22 protein-coding genes and 1 other annotated feature are annotated in these 23,759 nt (G+C 42.9%); all 22 genes read left to right on the forward strand.

Annotation, left to right across the window (positions count from 1 at the left end):
* The first annotated feature begins 185 nt into the window (after positions 1-185).
* The 22 genes from KHZ77_RS00620 (at position 186) to KHZ77_RS00725 (ending at position 23,733) form a co-directional block, all read left to right on the forward strand.
* Positions 186-839: an amino acid ABC transporter permease gene (locus KHZ77_RS00620; RefSeq protein WP_295194638.1), complete on the forward strand. Its 654-nt coding sequence runs from the start codon at positions 186-188 to the stop codon at positions 837-839.
* A complete protein-coding gene (locus KHZ77_RS00625) occupies positions 836-1,555 on the forward strand; it encodes an amino acid ABC transporter ATP-binding protein (RefSeq protein WP_295194640.1) in 720 nt (239 codons plus the stop codon). The genes KHZ77_RS00620 and KHZ77_RS00625 overlap by 4 nt, the downstream gene beginning before the upstream one ends.
* Positions 1,556-1,894: 339 nt before the next feature.
* Positions 1,895-2,092 (forward strand): cold-shock protein, encoded by a 198-nt coding sequence (locus tag KHZ77_RS00630; protein ID WP_295194642.1) that lies wholly within the window; start codon positions 1,895-1,897, stop codon positions 2,090-2,092.
* A 217-nt stretch (positions 2,093-2,309) separates the two neighbouring features.
* Positions 2,310-2,840 carry a ribosome-associated translation inhibitor RaiA gene (raiA, locus tag KHZ77_RS00635; protein WP_295194645.1) on the forward strand — a complete coding sequence of 177 codons (531 nt, stop codon included), beginning with the start codon at positions 2,310-2,312 and terminating at the stop codon, positions 2,838-2,840.
* A gap of 280 nt (positions 2,841-3,120) precedes the next feature.
* Positions 3,121-3,334, forward strand: a binding site (T-box leader).
* A gap of 44 nt (positions 3,335-3,378) precedes the next feature.
* On the forward strand, positions 3,379-4,401 hold the full coding sequence (locus KHZ77_RS00640; protein ID WP_295194648.1) for an ATP-binding cassette domain-containing protein: 1,023 nt from the start codon (positions 3,379-3,381) through the stop codon (positions 4,399-4,401).
* Complete coding sequence (locus KHZ77_RS00645) at positions 4,398-5,060, forward strand: methionine ABC transporter permease (protein WP_295194651.1); 663 nt, start codon at positions 4,398-4,400, stop codon at positions 5,058-5,060. Before KHZ77_RS00640 ends, KHZ77_RS00645 begins: the two co-directional genes overlap by 4 nt.
* Before the next feature lie 20 nt (positions 5,061-5,080).
* Positions 5,081-5,911, forward strand: coding sequence for a MetQ/NlpA family ABC transporter substrate-binding protein (locus tag KHZ77_RS00650; protein ID WP_295194653.1), 831 nt, complete (start codon positions 5,081-5,083; stop codon positions 5,909-5,911).
* Between the two features lie 392 nt (positions 5,912-6,303).
* Positions 6,304-8,745, forward strand: a complete 2,442-nt coding sequence (gene secA / locus KHZ77_RS00655) for a preprotein translocase subunit SecA (protein WP_295194656.1) — start codon at positions 6,304-6,306, stop codon at positions 8,743-8,745.
* 89 nt (positions 8,746-8,834) lie between these two features.
* A protein-coding gene (prfB, locus tag KHZ77_RS00660) for a peptide chain release factor 2 (RefSeq protein ID WP_295195099.1) occupies positions 8,835-9,945 on the forward strand; the annotation gives its coding sequence in 2 pieces (ribosomal slippage) (positions 8,835-8,891 and positions 8,893-9,945; 1,110 coding nt in all).
* Positions 9,946-9,972: 27 nt separating this feature from the next.
* Positions 9,973-10,662, forward strand: a complete 690-nt coding sequence (locus tag KHZ77_RS00665) for a DUF2993 domain-containing protein (RefSeq protein WP_295194658.1) — start codon at positions 9,973-9,975, stop codon at positions 10,660-10,662.
* Between the two features lie 61 nt (positions 10,663-10,723).
* Positions 10,724-12,715, forward strand: coding sequence for a DUF5693 family protein (locus KHZ77_RS00670; protein WP_295194659.1), 1,992 nt, complete (start codon positions 10,724-10,726; stop codon positions 12,713-12,715).
* A complete protein-coding gene (gene csaB / locus KHZ77_RS00675) occupies positions 12,708-13,802 on the forward strand; it encodes a polysaccharide pyruvyl transferase CsaB (RefSeq protein ID WP_295194661.1) in 1,095 nt (364 codons plus the stop codon). Before KHZ77_RS00670 ends, csaB begins: the two co-directional genes overlap by 8 nt.
* Positions 13,803-13,840: 38 nt before the next feature.
* Positions 13,841-14,674, forward strand: coding sequence for a transketolase (locus KHZ77_RS00680; RefSeq protein ID WP_295194664.1), 834 nt, complete (start codon positions 13,841-13,843; stop codon positions 14,672-14,674).
* 1 nt (position 14,675) lies between these two features.
* Positions 14,676-15,608: a transketolase family protein gene (locus tag KHZ77_RS00685; RefSeq protein ID WP_295194666.1), complete on the forward strand. Its 933-nt coding sequence runs from the start codon at positions 14,676-14,678 to the stop codon at positions 15,606-15,608.
* A 69-nt stretch (positions 15,609-15,677) separates the two neighbouring features.
* Entirely contained in the window at positions 15,678-16,364 is a 687-nt protein-coding gene (gene ftsE / locus KHZ77_RS00690) for a cell division ATP-binding protein FtsE (RefSeq protein ID WP_295194667.1), read from the forward strand.
* Positions 16,354-17,241 carry a permease-like cell division protein FtsX gene (gene ftsX / locus KHZ77_RS00695; protein WP_295194670.1) on the forward strand — a complete coding sequence of 296 codons (888 nt, stop codon included), beginning with the start codon at positions 16,354-16,356 and terminating at the stop codon, positions 17,239-17,241. Before ftsE ends, ftsX begins: the two co-directional genes overlap by 11 nt.
* A 16-nt stretch (positions 17,242-17,257) precedes the next feature.
* The gene (locus KHZ77_RS00700; RefSeq protein ID WP_295194672.1) at positions 17,258-18,454 is read left to right on the forward strand and encodes a murein hydrolase activator EnvC; all 1,197 of its coding nucleotides are present in this window, start codon (positions 17,258-17,260) and stop codon (positions 18,452-18,454) included.
* 1 nt (position 18,455) lies between these two features.
* Entirely contained in the window at positions 18,456-19,616 is a 1,161-nt protein-coding gene (locus tag KHZ77_RS00705; RefSeq protein WP_295194674.1) for a S41 family peptidase, read from the forward strand.
* Positions 19,617-19,677: 61 nt separating this feature from the next.
* On the forward strand, positions 19,678-20,952 hold the full coding sequence (gene obgE / locus KHZ77_RS00710) for a GTPase ObgE (protein WP_295194676.1): 1,275 nt from the start codon (positions 19,678-19,680) through the stop codon (positions 20,950-20,952).
* An 11-nt stretch (positions 20,953-20,963) separates the two neighbouring features.
* Positions 20,964-21,251, forward strand: a complete 288-nt coding sequence (gene yhbY, locus KHZ77_RS00715) for a ribosome assembly RNA-binding protein YhbY (RefSeq protein WP_295194678.1) — start codon at positions 20,964-20,966, stop codon at positions 21,249-21,251.
* Positions 21,252-21,342: 91 nt separating this feature from the next.
* On the forward strand, positions 21,343-22,464 hold the full coding sequence (proB, locus tag KHZ77_RS00720) for a glutamate 5-kinase (RefSeq protein ID WP_295195101.1): 1,122 nt from the start codon (positions 21,343-21,345) through the stop codon (positions 22,462-22,464).
* Positions 22,465-22,473: 9 nt separating this feature from the next.
* The gene (locus tag KHZ77_RS00725; RefSeq protein WP_295194681.1) at positions 22,474-23,733 is read left to right on the forward strand and encodes a glutamate-5-semialdehyde dehydrogenase; all 1,260 of its coding nucleotides are present in this window, start codon (positions 22,474-22,476) and stop codon (positions 23,731-23,733) included.
* Positions 23,734-23,759: the final 26 nt, after the last annotated feature.

A 23,759-nucleotide genomic window follows, 5' to 3' on the forward strand; every position in this document is an offset into this window, starting at 1 on the left:
TGAATTGATAGGGATTTAATCATAGAATTCATTTGCATAATTTTGCATTTATATATGCCTTTGACACATACATGGGAGCACGGACAGATTTTCATGAAATGCATGCCACCATGCATACTTAATCGTTTGTACAGTTATCATACATAGAACAATGGGTTAGTAGTTAAAAGAGAAAGGATTTAACGATGTTTGATTGGAGTTTGATTTGGGATAATTTTCCCTTACTGTTAGCAGGGGCGGGAATCACAATACAAATTACCGCCATGAGTGTTGGTTGCGGTTTTATTATCGGTATGTTTGCTTCTTTGGCACGACTTTCACGATTTAAAATTGTCCGAATCCTTGTGAAATGCTATGTAGAATTATTCCGCGGGACTCCACTTTTGGTACAGATCTTCATGATCTACTTCGCATTGCCAAAATTGTTACATCAACCGATTAATCCTTATGTAGCTGCCGTAACCGCATGTAGTATTAACTCCGGTGCGTACGTATCTGAAATTTTCCGTGCCGGCATTCAGTCCATCGACAAAGGTCAGATGGAAGCAGGTCGTTCCCTTGGTTTGACTTGGGCACAAACAATGCGTTACATCATCATGCCACAGGCATTTAAGGCAATTATTCCTCCTTTAGGCAACGAATTTATCGCCATGATGAAAGATACGTCCCTCGTATCCGTAATCGGCTTCGAAGAATTAACTCGTCGCGGTCAGTTGATCATCGCCAGAACCTACGGTTCTTTCGAAATCTGGTCCGCAGTAGCCTTGATTTACTTAATTATGACATTAAGTATTTCTCAGTTGGTGGCATACCTTGAAAGGAGATATAAAATTAAATGATTAAGATGATAGATGTGCAGAAGAAATTCGGTGAACTTCATGTATTGAAGGGCATCAATCTTACCGTTCATCGCGGTGAAGTAGTAGTTATTATCGGGCCGTCCGGTTCCGGTAAAAGTACGGTGCTCCGTTGTATGAATTATTTGGAAGAACCGACTGACGGACAAGTTATCGTAGACGGTATGGACTTGGGTGATAAAAAGAACATTAACAAGGTTCGCGCCGAAGTTGGCATGGTATTCCAGCGTTTTAATTTGTTCCCTCACATGAGCGTGTTGGATAATATTTCCCTGGCACCACAGAAAATCCGTAAGATCAGCAAGCAGGAAGCGGAAGCGACGGCTTTGGAACTTCTTAAAAAAGTAGGCCTTGAAGACAAAGCTAATGCGTATCCGGAACAATTGTCCGGCGGTCAGCAGCAGCGTGTGGCTATTGCCCGTTCCTTGGCTATGAAACCGAAAGTGATGCTGTTTGACGAACCGACATCCGCGTTGGATCCTGAAATGGTTCGCGAAGTATTGGAAGTTATGAAGGAATTGGCTGAAGAAGGCATGACCATGGTGGTAGTAACTCATGAAATGAAGTTCGCCAAAGAAGTGGCATCCCGTGTTCTCTTCGTAGACGGCGGGGAAATCCTTGAAGAAGGTACGCCGGAAGAGCTTTTCGATAATCCTCAGAACGACAGAACAAAACTGTTCTTATCGAAAATCCTATAAAAATAACTTATATTTCTATTCATTATATCTAAAAGTAATGTAATGACAGAAGGGTATATATTCATAAGAATGAATATATACCCTCTTTTTGAAATCTTGGGAAATATAATCAAAAGTTCCCTTATCCATTGGTGTATCTAGATTATGACGATAGTTTGTTAAGTTTTAAAGTAATTTTAACGATGTGTTTATTTTAGCATAATAACAGCAGAAAACTTTAACAATATACTATTATTGCATATGAACGTAATTATCCTTGTATTTTTATGTGCTCTATGCTACCATAAGCAAAGAGCACTTAAGTGTTCTTATGCAAGGATTTTTTAGGAGGATTTTGTTATGCTTGGTAAAGTTAAATGGTTTAGTGCAGAAAAAGGTTTTGGATTTATTGAACGAGAAAACGGTGACGATGTATTCGTACATTACACTGCTATCGAAGAAGATGGCTTCAAATCCTTGAACGAAGGACAAGAAGTTGAGTTTGAAATTAAAGATGGCGATCGTGGCCCTCAAGCTACAAACGTTAGAAAAGTATAATACTAACTTGACTTTACGACCGGCTTATGCCGGTCTTTTTTTGTGCAATTTTACATATACATTTTGTTCATTTATACATTGAAAGGGTATGCAAAATTTTCTTTGAAAGTTTTGTAAAAATTTTACAAAAAAGAAGGAGATTTGAAAAGCATTATAGAATAAGTAAGTATAACTAACAAGCTTTACTATTAAGGCTTGAAAGAAAGGATGTTTGCATATGAAAGTTTCAGTAAGAGGTAAAAATTTAGAAGTTACTGCGGCTCTACGTGAGTATTTAGAAAAACGAGTTGACAAATTAGCCCGTTATTTCGATTCTCCATTGGATGTACAAGCTGTGCTGTCAGTGGAAAAAGAAAACCGTGTCGTAGAATTGACCTGCTTCGTTGAAGGCATCGTACTTCGCGGCGTAACGTCTAATGCGGACATGTATGCGGCTATCGACTTAGTAGTAGATAAGATTGTTCGTCAGATTCATAAATATAAAACTCGCTTGGCAAGACGTTTCAAGAAAGAAACAGGTTTCAAACCGGATGCTTATGTACCGGAAGTTCCTGTTCAGGAAGATACTATCGATGTAGTTCGTCGTAAACATTTTGCAGTACGCCCTATGAGCGTAGAAGAAGCAATTATGCAGATGAACCTGGTAGGCCATGATTTCTTTATGTTCTTCAATGCGGACACTGAGATCATGAACGTTGTTTACCGTCGTAAAAACGGATCGTACGGTTTAATTGAACCTGAACTTTAAGGAGAGAGAGTTAACTGATCGGGAAGTAAGTACCTCACGTACTCGTGGTCGATACAAGGTGCTCAATAACCGTAACGATTAGTGACAATTAATATCTTGAATTAAAGTCCTACGATTAATCTTGTATATAAAGACTGTTATATGATGCAGAATATCTGCTCGTATAGCAGTCTTTTTTGTGTGGTATAAAATTTACACTTGACAAAACGAAGGTTAAAACCTATCATATTGGTATGTTTTAAAAATGAATGAAAAGTTTATTAAAACATAGAAAAGCATATGAAACGCGTTGATCAAAACAAGTACGTTCAATGAAACGAACAGAGAGATAAACCACGGCTGAGAGTTTATTACGATGTAGTTGAGCGGAATGCCTTTGTGAGCGGGGAAGCTGAAATTAGAGTAGGTTTCCACGGTGAGCCGCCGTTATGGTATTTGAGTGCAGCAGCTTGACTGTTGTAAACAGAGTGGAACCGCGGGCCACCGCCTCTGTCATGGAGGCGGGAGGTCCTTTTTTTGTGCAATTTGGGGGAATACTATGATTGAATTTAGGCACATTGACAAGGAATTTGTCATCAAAAAACAGCGAGTCCAAGCTTTGCAGGATGTATCGCTTACCGTTCAGGACGGCGATATCTTCGGCATCGTAGGATTCAGCGGCGCCGGGAAATCCACATTATTGCGCATGGTGAATGCGCTGGAAGAACCGACTGCCGGCGAAGTTCTTATTGACGGTGTGAATATTAACAAATTATCCCATAACGAACTGCGTAAGGTTCGTAAGGGAATCGGCATGATATTCCAATCGTTCAATCTTTTAAATTCAAAAACCGTGTTTGACAATATTGCCATTCCGCTGCGTTTGAATAAAGTGGCGGAAGATGTTATTGAAAAGCGCGTTAAAGAATTATTGGAGTTCGTTAATTTACCGGATAGAGCCAATGCGTATCCAACACAATTATCGGGCGGTCAAAAGCAGCGTGTAGGTATTGCCCGTGCGCTGGCGACGAATCCGTCCATTCTTCTTTGTGACGAAGCGACCAGTGCGCTGGATCCGGAAACGACGGAACAGATTTTAAAACTCTTAAAGCGAATTAACGAGGAATTTAACATTACCATTTTATTGGTTACTCATGAAATCAATGTCATTCAGGAAATCTGTAATCGCGTAGCGGTTATGGAGCATGGCCGTGTAGTTGAAACAGGCACTATCCTTGATGTGTTCAGCCATCCTACACAGGACATGACGAAGCGATTCGTGCAGACGGTAATTCCGGAACGTATTCCTGACAATATTGTGGCTCAGTTAAAAACGGATACCAGACCGTATGAACTGGTTAAATTACGCTTCTTAGGCGACATGGTAACAAAATCTGTTATCTACGAAGTGAACCGCAAATTTAATGTGGAAACAAATATTATTTTTGCTTCCGTTAACCAGTTGCAGGATTCAGCCTTAGGCATCTTTATTTTGCAAGTAGTGGGTAATGCCGACGATGTGGCGGCAGCCAAAAAATATATGTGTGACGCAGGACTGGAATGTGAGGTGATTACATTATGATGCCGGATTTGGGAGTACCGAACGAACAAATTATTTTAGCGGCTCAAGAAACACTGTACATGGTGTTCGTGTCGCTTATTATCGGGTCCGCTATCGGCCTTATATTAGCCGTCATTTTAGTGCTGACGAATAAGGACGGGATTCTAAAAAATAACTATGTATTTACCGTAGTTAATACAGTAGTTAACATTATTCGCAGTGTGCCGTTTATTATTTTAATGGTGTTTATTTTACCGCTTACGAAATTATTGATTGGTACACGTATTGGGACGACCGCGGCGTTAGTTCCACTGGTTATTTTTATTGCACCATATTTAACACGTTTATTTGAAAACTCATTACTTGATGTAGATAAAGGTATTATTGAAGCGGCCCAGGCCATGGGGGCATCTCATTTTGAGATTGTGTGGCACTTCATTTTACCGGAAGCGAAAGCATCCTTCATTTTATCTGTTACTACCGGTACAATTGGCCTTATCGGTGCCACGGCTATGGCCGGCGCCATCGGTGCAGGCGGGGTTGGCGATTTGGCGCTTACTTACGGGTATGAACGTTTGAATTTCCCGCTCATGTTGTTCACGGTTATTGTATTAGTTATTTTTGTTCAGATTATTCAAACAGTGGGTAATCACTTCGCATTTAAAATGCGCAATCATTGAGAAAAGAAAGCAGGGTTATTATGAATTTATCACGTTTTAAGAAAATTGGTTTAATCGTAGCGGCTACAGCGTTGAGCGCTGTTATCTTGGCCGGTTGCGGCTCAGACTCCGCTTCCGGTGATAAAAAGGAATTAACATTCAGTAAGTCTCAAGGTCCTTACTCGGAACTTTTCGAACAGGCTGTTAAACCTATCATGGAAAAGAAAGGTTACAAAATTACAGCACGCGATATGTCCGACTTGGTGCAGGCCGACGTTGCTTTAAATGATGGAGAAGTTGACTTCAACGTGGAACAGCACACAGCGTACATGGATAACTTCAACAAGAAACAAAACGGCCATTTAGTTGCATTGACTCCAATCCCAACAGTTCCTGCCGGTATTTATCCGGGTTCCAAAACTTCGTTGAGCCAAGTGGCTGACGGCGATACAATTGCTGTTCCTAATGATGCATCCAACACAGCTCGTGCGTATGCTTTGCTTCAAAAAGCAGGTCTTATCAAATTGGATCCAAACAAGGATTTAGCAACAGTAACTAAAGCTGACATCATTGAAAATCCACACAACCTTAACTTCGTGGAAATGAAATCGCTTACCATTCCATCAGTTCGTACAGACTTTGCGTACATCGTAATTACTGGTGCTATCGTGTATAATGCCAAGATTGATCCTTCCACAGCATTGATGAAAGAAGACATTTTACCATACTTGCTCTTACAGCTCGTAGTATTGGATAAAAACAAAGATACTCAATGGGCTAAAGACTTAAAAGATGCGTACAACTCTCCAGAATTCAAAGAATACATGAAGACACATAACAACGGTTTATGGTACGTACCTGAAAATAAATAATCTGAAAGCAAATAATTCGGAATGAATCGTTTAGAACGAATATTTCGGAACGAAAAGTGTAGAATAAATATTTTGAAACGAAAAGCTTAGAACAAATAGTTCGGAAGTCATGGTAATTGAAGAATATTTAGTTTACCAACATATCGTTAAATAGCTACCAAAAAGTAATGACCCTTTCAAATTTGAGAGGGTCATTATTTATTTTGAGGTATAATATAGAGGGGGTATACAGAGGCTATATTAGAATTTTGTATAAAGTCAGTCATGGTTACGTATACAATATGTAAAAACCTTATAACTTCCATTGTTTATTTTGGTTTTTTTAGAAACTTTGTGATATAATTAGTTGAATATGTATATAGTAAATATACGAACCTAAGGAGTTGATTTTGTTGTTCGATTTTATACAACGTTGGATTGGTAATAATAGTGCACGAGAAATTAAAAAAATGGGTGCCATTGTAGATCAAATTAATGATCTGGAAGGCTCTCTTACCTCGTTGAGCGATGCTTCATTGGCTGCGAAAACTCAGGAGTTTAAAAATCGTTTGGCTAATGGAGAAACGCTGGATGATATTTTACCTGAAGCGTTTGCCGTAGTGCGCGAAGCATCAAAGCGCGTACTTGGGATGCGTCACTTTGACGTTCAGTTAATCGGTGGCATTACATTACACCGTGGTAACATCGCAGAAATGCGTACCGGTGAAGGTAAAACATTGGTTGCTACATTGCCTGTATATTTGAATGCATTGACCGGCAAAGGCGTGCATGTTGTTACAGTCAATGACTATTTGGCCAGCCGTGACAGTGAGTGGATGGGTAAGTTATATCGTGCACTCGGTCTTAGTGTAGGTCTGATTGTGGCCAACTTGGATTACAATCAACGTAAAATGGCTTATGCCGCAGATATTACGTATGGTACAAACAATGAATTCGGCTTTGACTACTTGCGTGACAACATGGTTGTACACGCGGAACAGATGGTACAACGTCCGTTGAACTACGCCATCGTCGACGAAGTGGACTCCATCCTTATCGATGAAGCCCGTACACCGCTCATCATTTCCGGTCCTGGGGAACGTTCCACTGACAGCTACTACACATTGGCTAAAATTGTGCCACAGTTGAAAAAAGACGAAGACTATACAATCGATGAAAAGCAGAAAACTATTGCCCCTACAGAATCAGGGATCGCGAAAGTGGAAAAAATGCTTAAAATCGAAAACTTATATGATTCCGCCAACTTGGAATTGAACCACCTTTTAATTGCGTCTTTACGTGCCTATGCCATGATGCATCGCGACAAAGACTATGTAGTTAAAGACGGTAAAGTTGTTATCGTTGACGAATTTACCGGTCGTCTTATGTTCGGCCGTCGTTATTCCGAAGGTCTTCACCAGGCTATCGAAGCTAAGGAAGGCTTGCAGGTTGAACGTGAAAGCCAGACATTGGCAGCCATTACATTCCAGAACTACTTCCGTATGTACAAGAAACTGTCCGGTATGACAGGTACTGCTAAGACGGAAGAACAGGAATTTAACAACATTTATGGTTTGGAAGTGTATGAAATTCCACCAAACAAACCATTACTTCGTAAGGACTTACCTGACTTAATCTTTAAAACTAAGAAAGCCAAATACAAGGCGGTTGTTAAAGATGTAGTTGAACGTCACAAGAAAGGACAGCCTGTATTGGTTGGTACTACTTCGATTGTGCAGTCCGAAGAATTGGGCGAAATGCTCTTGAAGAGCGGCGTGCCTAATAATGTATTGAACGCGAAACACCATGAAAAAGAAGCGGAAATCGTTAAAAATGCCGGTCAACGCGGCATGGTTACAATCGCTACTAACATGGCCGGTCGCGGTACAGATATTACTCTTGGTGAAGGTGTTCCTGAATTGGGCGGTCTTCACATCTTGGGTACAGAACGCCATGAAAGCCGTCGTATCGACAATCAGTTGCGCGGTCGTTCCGGTCGTCAGGGTGACCCGGGTTCCAGTCAATTCTTCTTATCTCTTGAAGATGATTTGATGCGAATTTTCGGGGCTGACAACATTTCCAGCATGATGGATAAACTCGGTATGGAAGAGGATGAACCAATTGAACATTCCCTCATCACCAAGTCCATTGAACGAGCTCAGAAAAAAGTGGAAAACCATAACTTCAACATTCGTAAATATATCCTTGAATATGACGATGTTATGAACCAGCAACGTGAAGTTTTATATGAACAACGCCGTAAGATTCTCGGCAACGATTCATTGAAAGATACTATTATGGATATGGTTGACTCCATTATCATTAAAACAATGGATCAATACGCCGATGAAAAACTGTATCCGGAAGAATGGGATTACGAAGGTTTATTGAAACAATTGGAACTCTTCTTCTTGGAACCGGGTCAATTAACCGTCGAAAAGATGGAAGAATTCGGCCGCGGCGAATTACAAGAGGAATTAATTACTATTGCGCATGATGAGTACAACAAACGGGAAGCACTCATCGGGGAAACCAACATGCGTGCTTTAGAAAAAGCAGTTATGTTGAAAATTGTAGACAGCAAATGGATGGAACATCTGGATTCTATGGATATGCTTCGTGAAGGTATCGGCCTTCGTGCATATGGCCAGAAAAACCCATTGGTGGAATACAAATTTGAAGCCTATGATATGTTCGAGTCTATGATTGAAGCCATTCAAGAAGATACCGTAATGTACCTATACCGCATTCGTGTAGAACTTAACGACGATGCAGTAGAAGACGAGCCGGTAGATCACCTGGCAAATGCGCAAACCCATCATGATGATGTGTTGGAGCCGCAAAACGTAGATTAGACCAACGCAGAATGGTTCGTTGCCGGGGTTAATTCGGCACGGCCATTTTCTGCATTTATGGCAGATTTAATATGAAAGAGGTGAGCCTGTTGTTAGAGGACTTAAAAGGACCTATCGACAATTTGGAGGAGCGTATATATGGAATGAGGGATTCACTTTAACATCGCTCAGAAAGAAGATCGAATCTTCACACTAGATGTTAAAATGAGTGACCCTGAATTCTGGAATGATCCGGATACGGCGAAAGCCATATCTCAGGAAGCAACGCAGTTGAAAGATACTGTAGAAGGCTATAAGGCGTTAGTGAGTGAGATTGAAGATACACGACTCATGCTGGATATGGCCATCGAAGAAGAGGATGAGTCCATGGAATCGGAGATTTCTGAACTCGTCAAAGGTATTGAAGAAGAGGTGGAACGTCGCGAAATTCTCCTGCTCCTCAGCGGTGAGTACGACGCGAACAACGCCATCCTTACATTCCACGCCGGTGCAGGCGGCACGGAAGCCCAGGACTGGGTATCCATGCTTATCCGCATGTACTTGCGCTGGGCAGAGCAGCACGGCTACGGCATCACTATGATGGACGAACAGCCGGGTGACGAAGCAGGTATTAAGAGTGCTACTTTCCTTATTAAAGGGCAGAATGCATTCGGCTATTTGAAATCGGAGAAGGGTGTACATCGTTTGGTTCGTATTTCACCATTTGATGCCAATGCCCGCCGTCATACATCGTTCGCCGCAGTGGACGTTATGCCGGAAATCGACGATACTGTTGATATTCATTTGGATATGAAGGACGTGCGTGTCGATACATATCGCGCCAGCGGCGCCGGCGGTCAGCACATCAATAAAACTGACTCCGCTATCCGTATGACGCATATTCCGACCGGCATTGTTGTTCAATGTCAGAGTGAACGTTCTCAGATTCAAAACCGTGATCAGGCACTGAAGTTATTGCGTGCTAAGTTATTTGAACTGGAATTGGAAAAACAGGCTGAACTGAAAGAAAAAATCGGCGGCACCTACCAGGCTATCGAATGGGGCAGCCAAATCCGTTCCTATGTATTCCATCCGTACAACATGGTTAAAGACCATCGTACCGGCGTTGAAACCGGTAACGTACAGGCCGTTATGGACGGCAATATTGACCAGTTTATGGAAGGGTTCTTAAAGAAAGAAGCAAACTTAAATGTTAAGTAAGTAGTAGCGAGGAGTAATACAAAGACTATGAAAAAATTATTCATTACATTGCTGGTCGTTGTAGTGGCAATTTTAGTAGCTGCTCAATTACTGTTGCCGAACTTTGTAAAAGGGCAATTAGAACAGCAAATAAACAGCAAACTAAATCCTAACTCCACAACACTTCATGTGGAATCGTCCCCGGCTGTACAGCTCTTATGGGGTGACATTGATGCGTTGCGCGGCGAATTGGAAGGCGTAACATTAGGTCATTTAACTTTTGCGGACGTTCATTTGGATGTGAAAGAAATGAAATTGAATCCTGTAGCACTTTTGTTCAATCACCAGGTTGAAGTGACTCAGATGGGAAGCGGTCAGATTGAAGGTACTGTAACTGAATCCGATTTACAGACTTTCATGGAAAAGAGCATTAAAGGCTTACAGATTAGTAAAGTAAATATTACGTCTGACGGCATTGATGTAGTTGGTAATGTTGATATGGGCTTTATTAAAGGCACTGCCAATATTAAAGGTAAGTTGGAAATTAAAAACAACTCCCTCGTATTCTCGCCACAGCGCTTTGAAATCAACGGTGCCAGCATCGGCGGTCTCACTGCATCTGTGTTAAAACAAATTGTAATTTATGATTTTGCAGATTTCCCAATTCCGGTTAAAGCGGATCGAATTGAAACAATCAATGGAGAATTACATTTATTTGTAAGTCCTCAAACTAAGTAAGAAAGGTGCCATTGTGAAAGATATAGAAACAATTAGACGAAGATTTTCGCCCATATTGATTATGCTTTTAATCATCGGTGTATGTGCGAGTCTCTTTTTAGTGCATCAGCGGTATGAAATTGAGCACGGACAGCAACAAATCGAAAATATCGTCGACTATGATGCTGTTATGCGTGCCTCTTCGTACGAAAAACGAAGCACCGAAGATTCCTTAAAAGCCTTGAAGGAAGCCGGTGTTACCGCTATGGCCATATATGATCGCACCTTATTAAAATCCAGCGATGCCGGTGAAGTTAAAGTGTATAACGGTGTGGAAGCGGCCACTTTGGGTCTCTATAACACACAGCCTACGGCAGGTGTTACATACGTAGCACCGGTTCAGGGCAAAGAAGCATACTTTAAAGAAATTAAAGAAGACCTTATTGCCCGCCTCGGTGAAGATAAAGTTCAGAATCTTTGGTCTGTACAAGGCCCTGTCATTGCCTTGCGTCAACCTCATGATTCCTTGATGGACATGAACCTCAGTATTTCCCGTCAACAGGCGTTGGAAGTAAGCCGTTTAGGTTTTAATGTCATTGTTCGTCCTACGAACTTCAAAGATATTAACCGTGAATTGGTAAATCATGTGCTTGACCGCATTGACGGTGTACCTAATGTAACGGGTATGATTTTTGTAGGCAAAGAAGTATTGGGGTATCCAAACTACCTGGACGTAGTGGATCAACGACTCAAAGAAATGCGCATTCCGATTGCCGGTATTGAAGCGGTAGATCAGTTGCAATATGATCCACAGGTCGGTTTCAATCAATTAGCCGTAGCTGACAGCTACAGCGTAGGCCGTCTTTATACGATTCAGAAAGATTCCTTGAAGAAATTATCCCCTGACGAAGTGTCGCAGTGGTTCTTCATCAGCGACATTGAACGTAACATCCGCTATAACTTATATCCAATCTACGAAGAAGGTGTAGGTAATAAAACTGCACTGGAAACAAGTATCAGTTATATGCAGGAAGTTAAGGAAAAATTGGAACCACGCGGTTTCACGTTCGGTCGACCAAGCATTTATCCGCCATATTCGCCAAATCCTATCGGCGTAGTGCTTACTATGAGCGGTATGATTGCCTTGTTCACCTGGATGGTGCATCTGCTCTTGCCGATGAGCCGTAACAAACAACTGGTAATGAACTTTACGCTGTTGCTGATTTCTGTAGTTATCTACATTATTACGCAAGGTACGGTAATCAGTCAGCTCTGGGCTCTCAGTACAGCGATTGCAGCTCCGGTAGTGGCCATTACATTGTTGATGGACTGCTGGGTGGCACGCAGTAAGCGCGGCATCGTAGGACCATGGCGTGCAACGTTGGAAGCCGCTGTATACCTTATCGGAGCGGCTGTCTTCGCCGCAATGGGCGGTCTCATGATTGCAGCCTTGCTGGGCAATACGCGGTTCTTCATGGAATTCGCCTTGTTCCGCGGTGTAAAATTGGTGTTTGTTGCACCGGTTCTATTGACAATTGTGGCTTACTTACAGCGATTCCCGTTCTGGAAGGGTAAAACCATTACAAGTAAAGACGATGCTGTCAAGTTCGTTAAGGACTTCCTCGTAGTGGATGTAAAATTATATATGATTCTTATATTCGGATTCCTTTGTGCCGTAGCTTGGGTATTCGTGGGACGCAGTGGCCATACGGCCGGCGTACCGGTACCAAGCTTTGAAATAGCGTTACGACGCTTCTTGGAAAATACTTTGTATGCAAGACCTCGCGAAAAAGAGTTTTTAATCGGTCATCCGGCCTTAATGCTCGCCGCATTCGCGTTCTTGCGTCGTTGGCCTATGGTATTACATTTCTTGTTCACCGTAGCCGGCGTAATCGGTATCGGTTCTCTGGTAGAAACTTTCTGCCATCTTCGCACGCCGGTGCTCATGTCTATTGCCCGTGGTTTCGACGGACTTTGGCTTGGCATAATTTTCGGTATTGTGGGGATTTTAGTATTCCGCGTTTTAGCCTACATTACTCGTTGGAATCAGTCAGGGGAGGTGTCTCATGACTAGACTTGTAATTTCGGGCTATTACGGATTCGGCAATGCCGGAGATGAAGCCATGTTGGCGGCTATTTTAGAGGCAATATTAGAAGTTATTCCTGATGCCGATATTACGGTAATTTCAGGAAATCCGAAGCAAACAGCACAGTATCACGGTGTTAAGGCCGTAGGGCGCTTTGATATGTTCGGCATATTGAATGCTGTGCGCCGCTGTGATTTGTTGGTCAGTGGGGGCGGCAGCTTGTTACAAGATGTAACAAGTAAACGCAGTCTCTACTATTATTTAAGTGTTATCTCTTTGGCTACCGTATTGAATAAGCCGGTTATGCTTTATGCACAGGGCATTGGCCCTTTGCGTCGCAAGCAGGCTCGCAAGATGGTAGGCCAGGTGCTTAACAAAGTAACGATGATTACTGTTCGCGATGAAAAATCGAAACTGGAATTGGAAAATATGGGCGTTACGCAGGTACCTATCGAGGTGACTGCCGATGCCGTATTGGCCATGCATCCGGTGGATATTACAATCGGCAAACGCCTGTTAAAAGATTATCAGCTATCAGGCGTACGGTACCGCGTAGGCGTATCGGTACGAAATTGGAAAGATTTCAGAGCGTATCGTCAGGAATTGGCAGATGCACTGGATCTGTTGCACGAAGAGTTAGATGCACAAATCATCTTTATTCCTATGCAACATCCGGCCGATACTAACGAAGCGAAGTCAATCGCTCAGCTCATGCGCCATGAGCCGATTGTATTGGAAAGTGTTTATACAACCACAGAGCTTCTCGCTTTGGAAGGTTGTATGGATCTTCTTATCGGTGTTCGACTTCATGCATTGGTATTTGCTACTGTTATGGAGAAGCCGGTTGTAGGTATTTCCTATGATCCTAAGATTACTAATTTCCTACATATGATTGGACAGGAGCCTGTAGGCACACTGGATTCATTGCAGGGAGTTCGTATATTTAAAGCGGCCGCGTCATTCCTTGAGGATGAAACGCTGCAGCAAAAATCATTGGAGCGTGTAGCGCAGCTTAGAGAAGAGTCTTTAAAAAATGCGCATATTGCGTTATCCTTATTAAGTAAGACTAAATAGTTATTCAGTTACATGTTCCTGAGGAATGGAGGTTCTTTATGACAAAGTTAACAGCTGAACAGAAATCATTAGTTCAGAATAAAGCAAGAGAGATTCGCGTTAGTATCTTAAAATCTATTACAGCAGCCAATTCCGGCCATCCGGGCGGATCTTTATCGATTACCGATATTATGGCACTTCTGTACTATGTAGAAATGAACGTAGATCCTAAAAACCCTAAGTGTGCGGATCGCGACCGTTTCGTATTGTCTAAAGGTCATGCAGCACCTGCTTTATACGCTACATTGGCTGAAAAAGGCTATTTCTCCAAAGATGAACTTCAATACTTGCGCAAAATCGACCACATGTTGCAAGGTCATCCGGATATGAAGCATACACCGGGCGTAGATATGTCTACCGGTTCTTTGGGTCAAGGTATCAGTGCCGCTTGTGGTATGGCTTTGGCAGGTAAAATCGACAAAAAAGATTTCCGCGTATTCTCCATCTTAGGTGACGGCGAATTAGAAGAAGGCCAAGTTTGGGAAGCCGCTATGTTCGCCGGCTACTATAAACTGAATAATTTGACTGCATTTGTTGACTTCAACGGTCTTCAAATCGACGGCGATATTCGCGAAGTTATGTCTCCACTTCCAATCGGTGAAAAATTTGCCGCTTTCAATTGGAATGTAATTGAAGTAGATGGTCACAATTTAGATGAATTGCATGACGCTATCGAAGCGGCCAGAGCAACTACAGATAAACCTACAGTTGTAGTTATGCATACTGTAAAAGGCAAGGGCATTAAAGACATGGAAGGTCAGGCCGGCTGGCATGGCAAGGCTCCAAGCCCTGAAGAATGTGAAAAATATGTAGCAGAACTTATGGAGGTGTAAGATGGGTAAGGCAACTCGCGAAGCATACGGTGCAGCATTAGCTGAAATCGGTTTAAAAAATGAAAATATTATTGTATTGGATGCAGACTTATCTAAATCCACAAAAACAGATACATTTAAAAAAGTTTGTCCGGAACGCTTCTTTAACGTAGGTATTGCGGAACAGAACTTGATCAGCGTAGGGGCCGGTTTGGCCGCTGCCGGGAAGATTCCATTTGTTTCTTCTTTCTCCATGTTTGCTACAGGCCGTGCATTCGAACAGGTGCGCAATGCTGTATGCTATCCAAAATTAAATGTAAAAATCTGTGCCACTCACGCAGGCATCACTGTAGGTGAAGACGGTGCTACACATCAGAGCTTGGAAGACTTGGCTTGCATGCGCGCCATTCCTAACTTGACTGTTATCGTACCGGCTGACGAAGTGGAAACTAAAGCTGTTGTAGCATGGGCTGCTGAATATAACGGTCCTGTATATGTTCGCTTAGGTCGTGCCGGCGTAGCCGATGTATCTCCTGAAGGTTATACATTCACACCTGGCAAATCCACTGAGCTCGTAAGCGGCAACGATGTTTCCATTATTGCTTGTGGCGCATTGGTTGGCCCTGCAGTTGATGCAACGAAAGCATTGAAAGAAGAAGGCGTAAATGCTCGTGTTATCAACATGGCATCCATTAAACCTATCGATGCGGACGCTATCATTAAAGCGGCTGAAGAAACAGGCGCTATCGTAACTGCAGAAGAACATAACATTATGGGCGGTTTAGGTGCTGCTGTAGCTGAAGTGGTTACAGAAAACAAACCGGTACCTGTTATCCGCGTAGGTGTACAAGACAGCTTCGGCGAATCGGGCACACCAAAAGAATTAATGGCTAAATACGGTCTTACAGCAGAACACATTGTAGAAGCTGCTAAGAAAGCCATGGCTCGTAAATAATATTTGCCAAACGGGGAAATACTTATTGAGAGTCTTATAACAAGACTGAACTAGAAAAGGACATTATCAATGATAGAATTTAATCATGTCAACAAAGTGTATGACAATGGTTCATTGGCTTTGGATGATGTAAATGTACATATTGAAAAAGGTGAATTTGTGTTGATTTGCGGCCCTAGTGGCGCCGGCAAGTCGACCTTCATCAAACTTTTATCACACGAAGTAGTCCCTGAATCAGGCACAGTAATTGTAAATGACATGGACGTGACGCGTTTAAAGAAACGTAAGATTCCATATTTGCGTCGTCGTCTGGGTATCGTGTTCCAGGATTTCAGACTCTTGCCAAGCAAAACAGTGTTTGAAAACATTGCGTTCGCTTTGGAAGTTATCGAAGAAAAACCTAATCGAATTAAAGAAAAAGTAGAACATGTATTGGATTTGGTAGGCTTATCTCATAAAGCGGATGACCTGCCACAGGACTTGAGCGGCGGGGAACAGCAGCGTGTAGCGATTGCGCGCGCCATCGTTAATAAACCACTCGTTTTAATCGCCGACGAACCAACCGGTAACCTGGATCCTAATACAAGTAAGGATATTGTTGAATTGTTTAAACGCATCAACAACTCCGGTACAACTATCGTTATGGTTACTCATGATATGCAAGTGGTAAAATATTTGAATAAGCGTGTCATTGCATTAGAGGCAGGTCGCGTAGTAAGTGATAGATTGCGAGGTGCCGAATTTAATGAAGCTTAGAACCTTTCGATATTTTGTCAAGGAAGCATTAAAATCTATGAGCCGCAACGGTCTCATGACCTTGGCGTCCATTTCAACTGTAGCATTATCCCTGTTTATCCTCGGCGTATTTACAAGCGGCGTAGTTAACTTGAACAACTTGGCATCCAACTTGGAAAGCCAGGTTGAAATCAGCGTATATCTGAAAGACGGTTTAAACCAAAATCAGATTAACTCTGTACAAACTCGCTTAAAAGAAATGCCGAAGGTAAAAAGTATAGAATATGTGTCTAAAGACGAAGCAATGAAGCGCTTTAAGGAACACTTGGGAGAACAGCAGGGCCTCGTTGCCGCTCTGGACGGTAACAATCCATTGCCATCCTCCTTCGTAATCACCTTTGAAAATCCGGAAGAAGTTAAACAGGCCGCCAAGCTTGTAACTACCTATCCGGAAGTTGAAAGCGCTCATTACGGTCAAGACGTTATTGAACAGATTTTCAAGTTGACGGAAGTTATCCGTATCGGCGGTATTGCGTTGATTGCCTTCTTGGCCGGCGCTACACTGTTTATTATTTCCAATACCATTCGACTCACCGTGTTCGCACGTCGTAAAGAAATCGGTATTATGAAATATGTAGGGGCAACGAACTGGTTTATTCGTTGGCCATTCCTCATTGAAGGTATGTTGTTGGGCTTCATCGGTGCTGCCATTGCGACAGCCTGTGTTTGGGAATTCTATCACTTCATCCTTATCGAAGTGGAAAACTCCTTAGCCTTCTTACCTTTAGTACCTATGGTGCCGTTCTTCTATAATTTGGCGGCTATGTTATTCGGTGTAGGTATCGTAGTAGGGGCCATCGGGTCAACTATCTCCTTGAAACAATATATGAAAGTATAAGAAAAGAAGGGTGTTTATGGCAAAGAATAATTTAAAACTTCGCATAATGGCCGTTCTTTTAAGTACTACTGTATTCGTATCGGTGCCTCTCAGCTATTCCGGTGCGGAAGATGAAGATCTGACAAACCAGCTCGACACGATGCAACAGCAGATGAATGATGCCAGTGCGCAGAAAGCGAATGCGGAAGCGACCATCACCAATGTATCTGCTCAATTGCATCAAATTCAGATTGAATTGGATCAGGCGACAGAAAACTTGCAAAACTACCAGAAACAACGTGTTGCGGTAGAGCAGGAAATTGCTAAAAACGAGAAATTACTGGCTGAAGCACAGGCTCGTTTGAGTAAACGTGAAGCTGTATTCAACAAGCGCGTACGCGATATTTATATCAATGGCCGCCTAAGCTACCTGGACGTAGTGGTAGGTGCCAAAGACTTCAGTGATTTCGCCAATCGCGTAGAAATGTTGCGCCGTATTATTGATGCTGATATTAAATTAATCAACAGCATTAAAACAGAGCGTGAAGAAATTTCCACTCGCAAGTCTATTCTTGAGCAGGACCGAGCTAAGGTTGTAGAACTTGAAAATAAGGCTAAAGAAGCACAAGCTGTTATTCAACAGAAGAAAGATGAACAAACAGCAATTTTAAATAAAGCACAAAGCGATAAAGCAACTGCAGAGCAGATGGAAGCTGACTTACAGGCTTCATCCAATGCAATCCGTGCATTATTGCAGCAACGTCAAGCTGAACGTGCGGCCGCAGCAGCTGCAGCGGCACAAGCCGGCAGCAGTGGCGGAGGCGGCGGTGGTGGCGGCTGGGTACAAGGTACAGGACAGTTATCCTGGCCTGTTAACGGCGTCATTACTTCTGATTTCGGTTGGCGTAACCATCCGATCTTCGGCCGTCAAATTTTACACTCCGGTATTGATATCGGGGTCGATGAAGGTACTCCGGTACATGCAGCGGACGGCGGCGTAGTCGTTTACTCCGGCTGGATGGACGGCTATGGATATGCAGTAGTTATCGACCACGGTAACGGCATGTCTACTTTATATGGTCACAATTCCGACCTTGCCGTTTCGGAAGGTCAGACTGTATCGAAAGGTACAGTTATTGCTTACGCAGGAAGTACAGGTAATTCTACGGGACCTCATGTTCACTTTGAAGTACGTATCAATGGTGACCCTGTAGATCCTCAAGGGTATTTATAAGATGATGGAGTATAAAAATAATTCCGGTGTATCTAAATTTCGGACAGCTGTATTGTTTGTCTTGAAGTTTATCGTTGCAGGATTTATCTTTATGTGGCTCGCATTCTGGTATATGAGCGGTTCTCCAACCGCCATATACCGTTTCATGGCTACATACTATGTAAGTTCTCACTTCTTTATGAATCCTGTATCGAAAGAAGATCTATTTAATGGGGCGTTGAGCGGTATGGTCGAATCATTAGGCGATCCGCACAGCCAGTATTTGGATCAAAAGTCATTCGACAACTTAATGCAGCACACGAGCGGTACTTACAGCGGTGTAGGTATTGTACTCGGCTTCGGTAAGAACGGCCTTGAAGTGGCTACGGCGGTGGAAGATCAGCCGGCAGCCAAAGCAGGCATCCGTTCCGGCGACATTATCGTCGGCATTGACGGTGTAGATGCGAAATCGCTCACTTTGGAAGAAGCGTCTAAGAGCATTCGCGGTGAAGCGGGCACGCAAGTTGTATTGTCTATTTTACGAAACAATGAAGTAAAAGATTATACGATTACACGTGAGCAAATTACGTTGCCTACAGTTAAAGGTCGTATGATTGACGGTAATATCGGATATATTCGCGTAAGTCAGTTTGCTGAAAAAACAGGCGATGATTTCGCACGAATTTATGAAGAGTTATCAAAACAGGGCATGACGAAATTGATTCTGGACCTTCGCGACAATCCGGGCGGTTTAGTTACAACTGCACAGGATATCGGTGATTATGTGTTACCGAAAGGACCGATTGTAACGATTCAGGACAGATTCGGCCATGTGGAATCCTATGATTCCGAAGGATTAGGTAAGAATTTACCTATGGTGGTTCTCATCAACAAGGGGTCCGCCAGTGCGTCGGAAATTATAGCCGGCGCAGTACAGGATGAAAAAGTTGGTACTATTATGGGGACTAACAGCTACGGTAAAGGTACCGTACAGTCTGTACTAAATATATTGAATGATGAAGGTATTAAAATTACAATTGCGAAATATCATACGCCTAACGACCGTGTGATTGACGGCATCGGGATTAAACCTGATGTGGAGGTTGAATTGACTGACGCCGATATTCAGGCGGGCAATGATGCTCAATTGAACCGGGCAGTGCAATTTTTACAGTCAAAATAATGTTGAGGCGGTAATCTATTTTAGTTACCGCCCCTATTACTATCAGTAAAGGATGAAAACTATGTTTATCGATCGAGCAAGGATTTTTGTAAAAGCCGGTGACGGTGGCAACGGAATGAGTAGCTTTAGACGTGAAAAATATGTTCCAAACGGCGGCCCCAACGGTGGCGACGGCGGTAAAGGAGCAGACATCATTTTAAAAGCAGATAGAAATATCAATACTCTCGTTGATTTCAGATATAAACGGCAATTTAAAGGCCCGGCCGGCGAAGGCGGGCAGAGCAGTAATAAATATGGCCGCGGCGCAGATGATTTAATTATTCCTGTACCGTTGGGAACGACTGTAAAAGATGAGGAAAGCGGTAAAATTATGGCGGATCTCGTTGAAGACGGTCAAACATATATGGTGGCTAAAGGCGGTCGTGGCGGCCGCGGTAATGCGCACTTCCATTCCAGTGCCAATCGTGCCCCTACATTTGCGGAAAAAGGCGAACCGGGTGAAGAACGGTGGCTTCAATTGGAATTAAAAGTGTTGGCCGATGTAGGTTTACTGGGCTATCCAAGTGTGGGTAAATCCAGTATTATCCGCAAAGTGTCTTCCGCAAAACCGGATGTGGCGGCTTATCATTTCACCACCTTAACACCTGTATTGGGTGTAGTTTCCGTAGGTGAAGGCCACAGCTTTGTTATGGCCGATATTCCGGGCCTTATTGAAGGTGCCAGCGAAGGGGTCGGTTTAGGCCATGCATTCCTTCGTCACGTGGAACGCAGTAATATTCTTATCCACGTATTGGACGTATCCGGCATGGAAGGTCGCGATCCAATCGAAGACTTCTACAAGATTAATGAAGAACTGAAAAAATACAGTGAAAAATTAAGCAAGAAGCCTCAGTTGGTCGCACTTAACAAAACAGACTTAGTGGAAGATCCGGCTGTAATCACTAAAGTAAGTGATTACTTTAAAGAAAAAGGCTATGAAGTATTTGCGGTTAACGCTTTAACCGGCGAAGGGTTGGACGCTTTGATTAATCGCGCATGGTACTATGTAGAAAACTTTGTACCTGAACCGGAAGCCATTGACGAAACAGTAGAATATGTGGCTAAACCTGATACAGACTTTGTTATTACCCGCGGTGATGACGCGTCCTTTATTATTACAGGCAGCCGTATTGAAAAATTGGTGGCCATGACGAACTTGGAAGATGAACAGGCTCTTCGCCGCTTCCAGAAAATCTGGCGCTATATGGATTTAGATAGAAAATTGAAAGAACGTGGAATTAAAGACGGCGATGAAGTTGTTATCGGCGATCAGCGCTTTACATTCCATGATTTATAATAGGAGATAGCATGAAAGGAAAACAGAAACGATACTTGCGTTCTTTAGCTGCTACGATGGACCCGGTTGTTATGATCGGTAAAAACGGCTTGGAAGATGCTGTCATTGACAGCGCCAGAGCGGCCATTACAGCCCGAGAACTTATCAAAATAAAAGTACTCAACAACTCTCCTGTAGATGTTGAAGCGACTTTTGAAGAATTGGCTGACATGCTGGGCGCCGAATTAGTTCAGATTATTGGACATAACGGCGTACTGTATAAGGCTAAAAAAGAACCTAAAATTGTATTACCTGACTAATATTGTAATTTGAGAACAACGCAGCAAATCCTGAAGGAGAGAGCCTATGGAAAGCACGAATATTCAGCAGGGACACGTAAGTGATGAATCCTTGCGTCAACGCATAAAAAATGCAAAGCGTATTGTTGTAAAAGTAGGGACCAGTACATTGACCTATGAAAACGGCCGTTTAAATTTAAACCGCATCGAGCTTATTGTTAAGCAGATTGCGGATTTGATGAACCAAGGGAAAGAAATGATTTTCGTTTCCTCCGGTGCGGCCGCAGCGGGACTAGTGCCGCTAGGTTTGAAAGAACGACCCAAAGATATTACAACGCGCCAGGCTTGTGCTTCTGTAGGCCAGGGGATTTTGCTTCACATGTATGAAAAGTTTTTCCGCGAATACGGACATACAGTGGGTCAAATTTTGTTGACCAAGGAAGACAGCAGTCATCGCGGTCGCTATGTAAACCTGCGCAATACGTTGTTCGCTCTTCTTAAATTAGGTGTTGTACCTATTATTAACGAAAACGACGTAGTAGCCATTGAAGAGTTTAAAATCGGCGACAATGACACATTGTCCGCCACGGTGGCCAGTATTGTGGAAGCGGATCTGCTCATTATCTTATCTGATATTGAAGGCCTATATACAGCCAATCCGCAATCCGATCCAAATGCAAAATTGATTCATACAGTGGAAACAATTACACCACATATTTACGAAATTTCCGGCGGTGCCGGGTCCAATCGCGGTACAGGCGGTATGTATACTAAGATTCAGGCCGCTCATATTGCGGTTAACTCCGGTGTTGATATGGTAATCAGTTCCGGTGAACACGCCGATTCGATTCGCGCTGTTCTTGATGGTGAACTGCGAGGCACTTTGTTCGTGGCTCATGAAGGTACACCACATATGAAGAAGCGCTGGATGGCATTCGGTTCACGTTTAAAAGGCTCAGTCACTGTCGATGAAGGCTGTGCCAAAGCTATTTTATCGAAAGGGTCCAGTTTGTTGGCCGTGGGTATTAAAGCGGTACATGGTGAATTCTCCGAAGGGGAAACAATCAGCATTTACTTCAATGATCAGGAAATTGCACGTGGTTTCGTCAACTTCTCATCGGAAGATTTGGAACTTATTAAAGGTCATAACTCCGGTGATATTGCAGAAATCCTGAAAATTGCCGTTGCCCATGATGAAGTAATTCATCGCGATAATTTAGTTGTTCTTCATTAGGAGGTCTTTATGGGTAACTATAAAGCAATATTCGAAACAATGGGTGCCAAGGCTCGTCAGGCGTCGTTTCAGCTTCAAGTGGCATCCGGTGATAAAAAGAATGAAGTGTTACAGGCTATAGCCGATGTATTGGTAGCACACAGTGATGAAATTATGGCGGCCAATGACAAAGACATGTCTATGGCGGGCACTTACAATTTGCCTCAAATCATGTATGACCGTCTTCGCCTTACAAAAGAACGCATTGAACAGATGGCAAAAGGCGTTACGCAGCTTATCGATTTACCAAATCCTGTAGGGATTGAGTTAAATCGCCGCGTACGTCCGAACGGCCTTGATATTCGTAAGATTACCGTACCTCTCGGCGTAGTGGCCATGCTCTACGAAGCGCGTCCGAATGTAACTGTCGACGCGGCTGCTCTTTGCCTTAAATCGGGGAATGCAGTTATCCTTCGTGGCGGTAAAGAAGCCTTCCATACAAATCAGTGTTTGGTAGGTCTTATTCGCGATGTGGTTGAAAAAGCCGGTTTACCTGCCGATGCCGTTCAATTAGTGGAAGTATTGGACCGCGAAGCCGTGTCCGACTTATTAAATCAACGTAAGTATATTGATGTGGTCATTCCACGTGGCGGCGCCGGATTAATTCGCCGTATTGTAGAGGAAAGTCGTATTCCTGTTATTGAAACAGGCAGCGGTGTTGTTCATGTCTATGTAGATAAAGATTGCGATATTAATAAAGCTATCCCAATTATTATTAATGCAAAAGTACAGCGTCCTTCTGTATGTAACTCGGCGGAAACGCTCCTCATTCATGAAGAGGCGGCAGCCAAGTATTTACCTCAGATTGCGGAAGCTTTACATGAACAGGGCGTTACATTATTTGGAGATGCCCGTACACTTGAATTAATTCAGGCTGCTAAAGAAGCTGATGATACGGCGTGGTCAACTGAATATAACGACTTAATTATGAATGTTAAAGTCGTACCTTCTGTTGATGCAGCTATCGAACATATTAATACGTATGGTACTAAGCACTCGGAAGCAATTGTTACGGAAAATAAGGAAACGGCACGACGCTTTATGGATATGGTGGACGCATCTACTGTATATGTGAATGTTTCCACTCGTTTTACGGACGGTTTCGAATTCGGTTTCGGCGCGGAAATCGGCATTAGTACACAGAAACTACATGCACGCGGACCAATGGGTCTCGATGTATTAACTTCTTACAAATATTATGTGTTCGGTGACGGTCAAATTCGAAAATGAGACAATGGTTACAGTATGTAAGGTCA

The sequence above is a fragment of the Veillonella sp. genome (assembly GCF_018364065.1).
GTDB lineage: Bacteria > Bacillota > Negativicutes > Veillonellales > Veillonellaceae > Veillonella_A.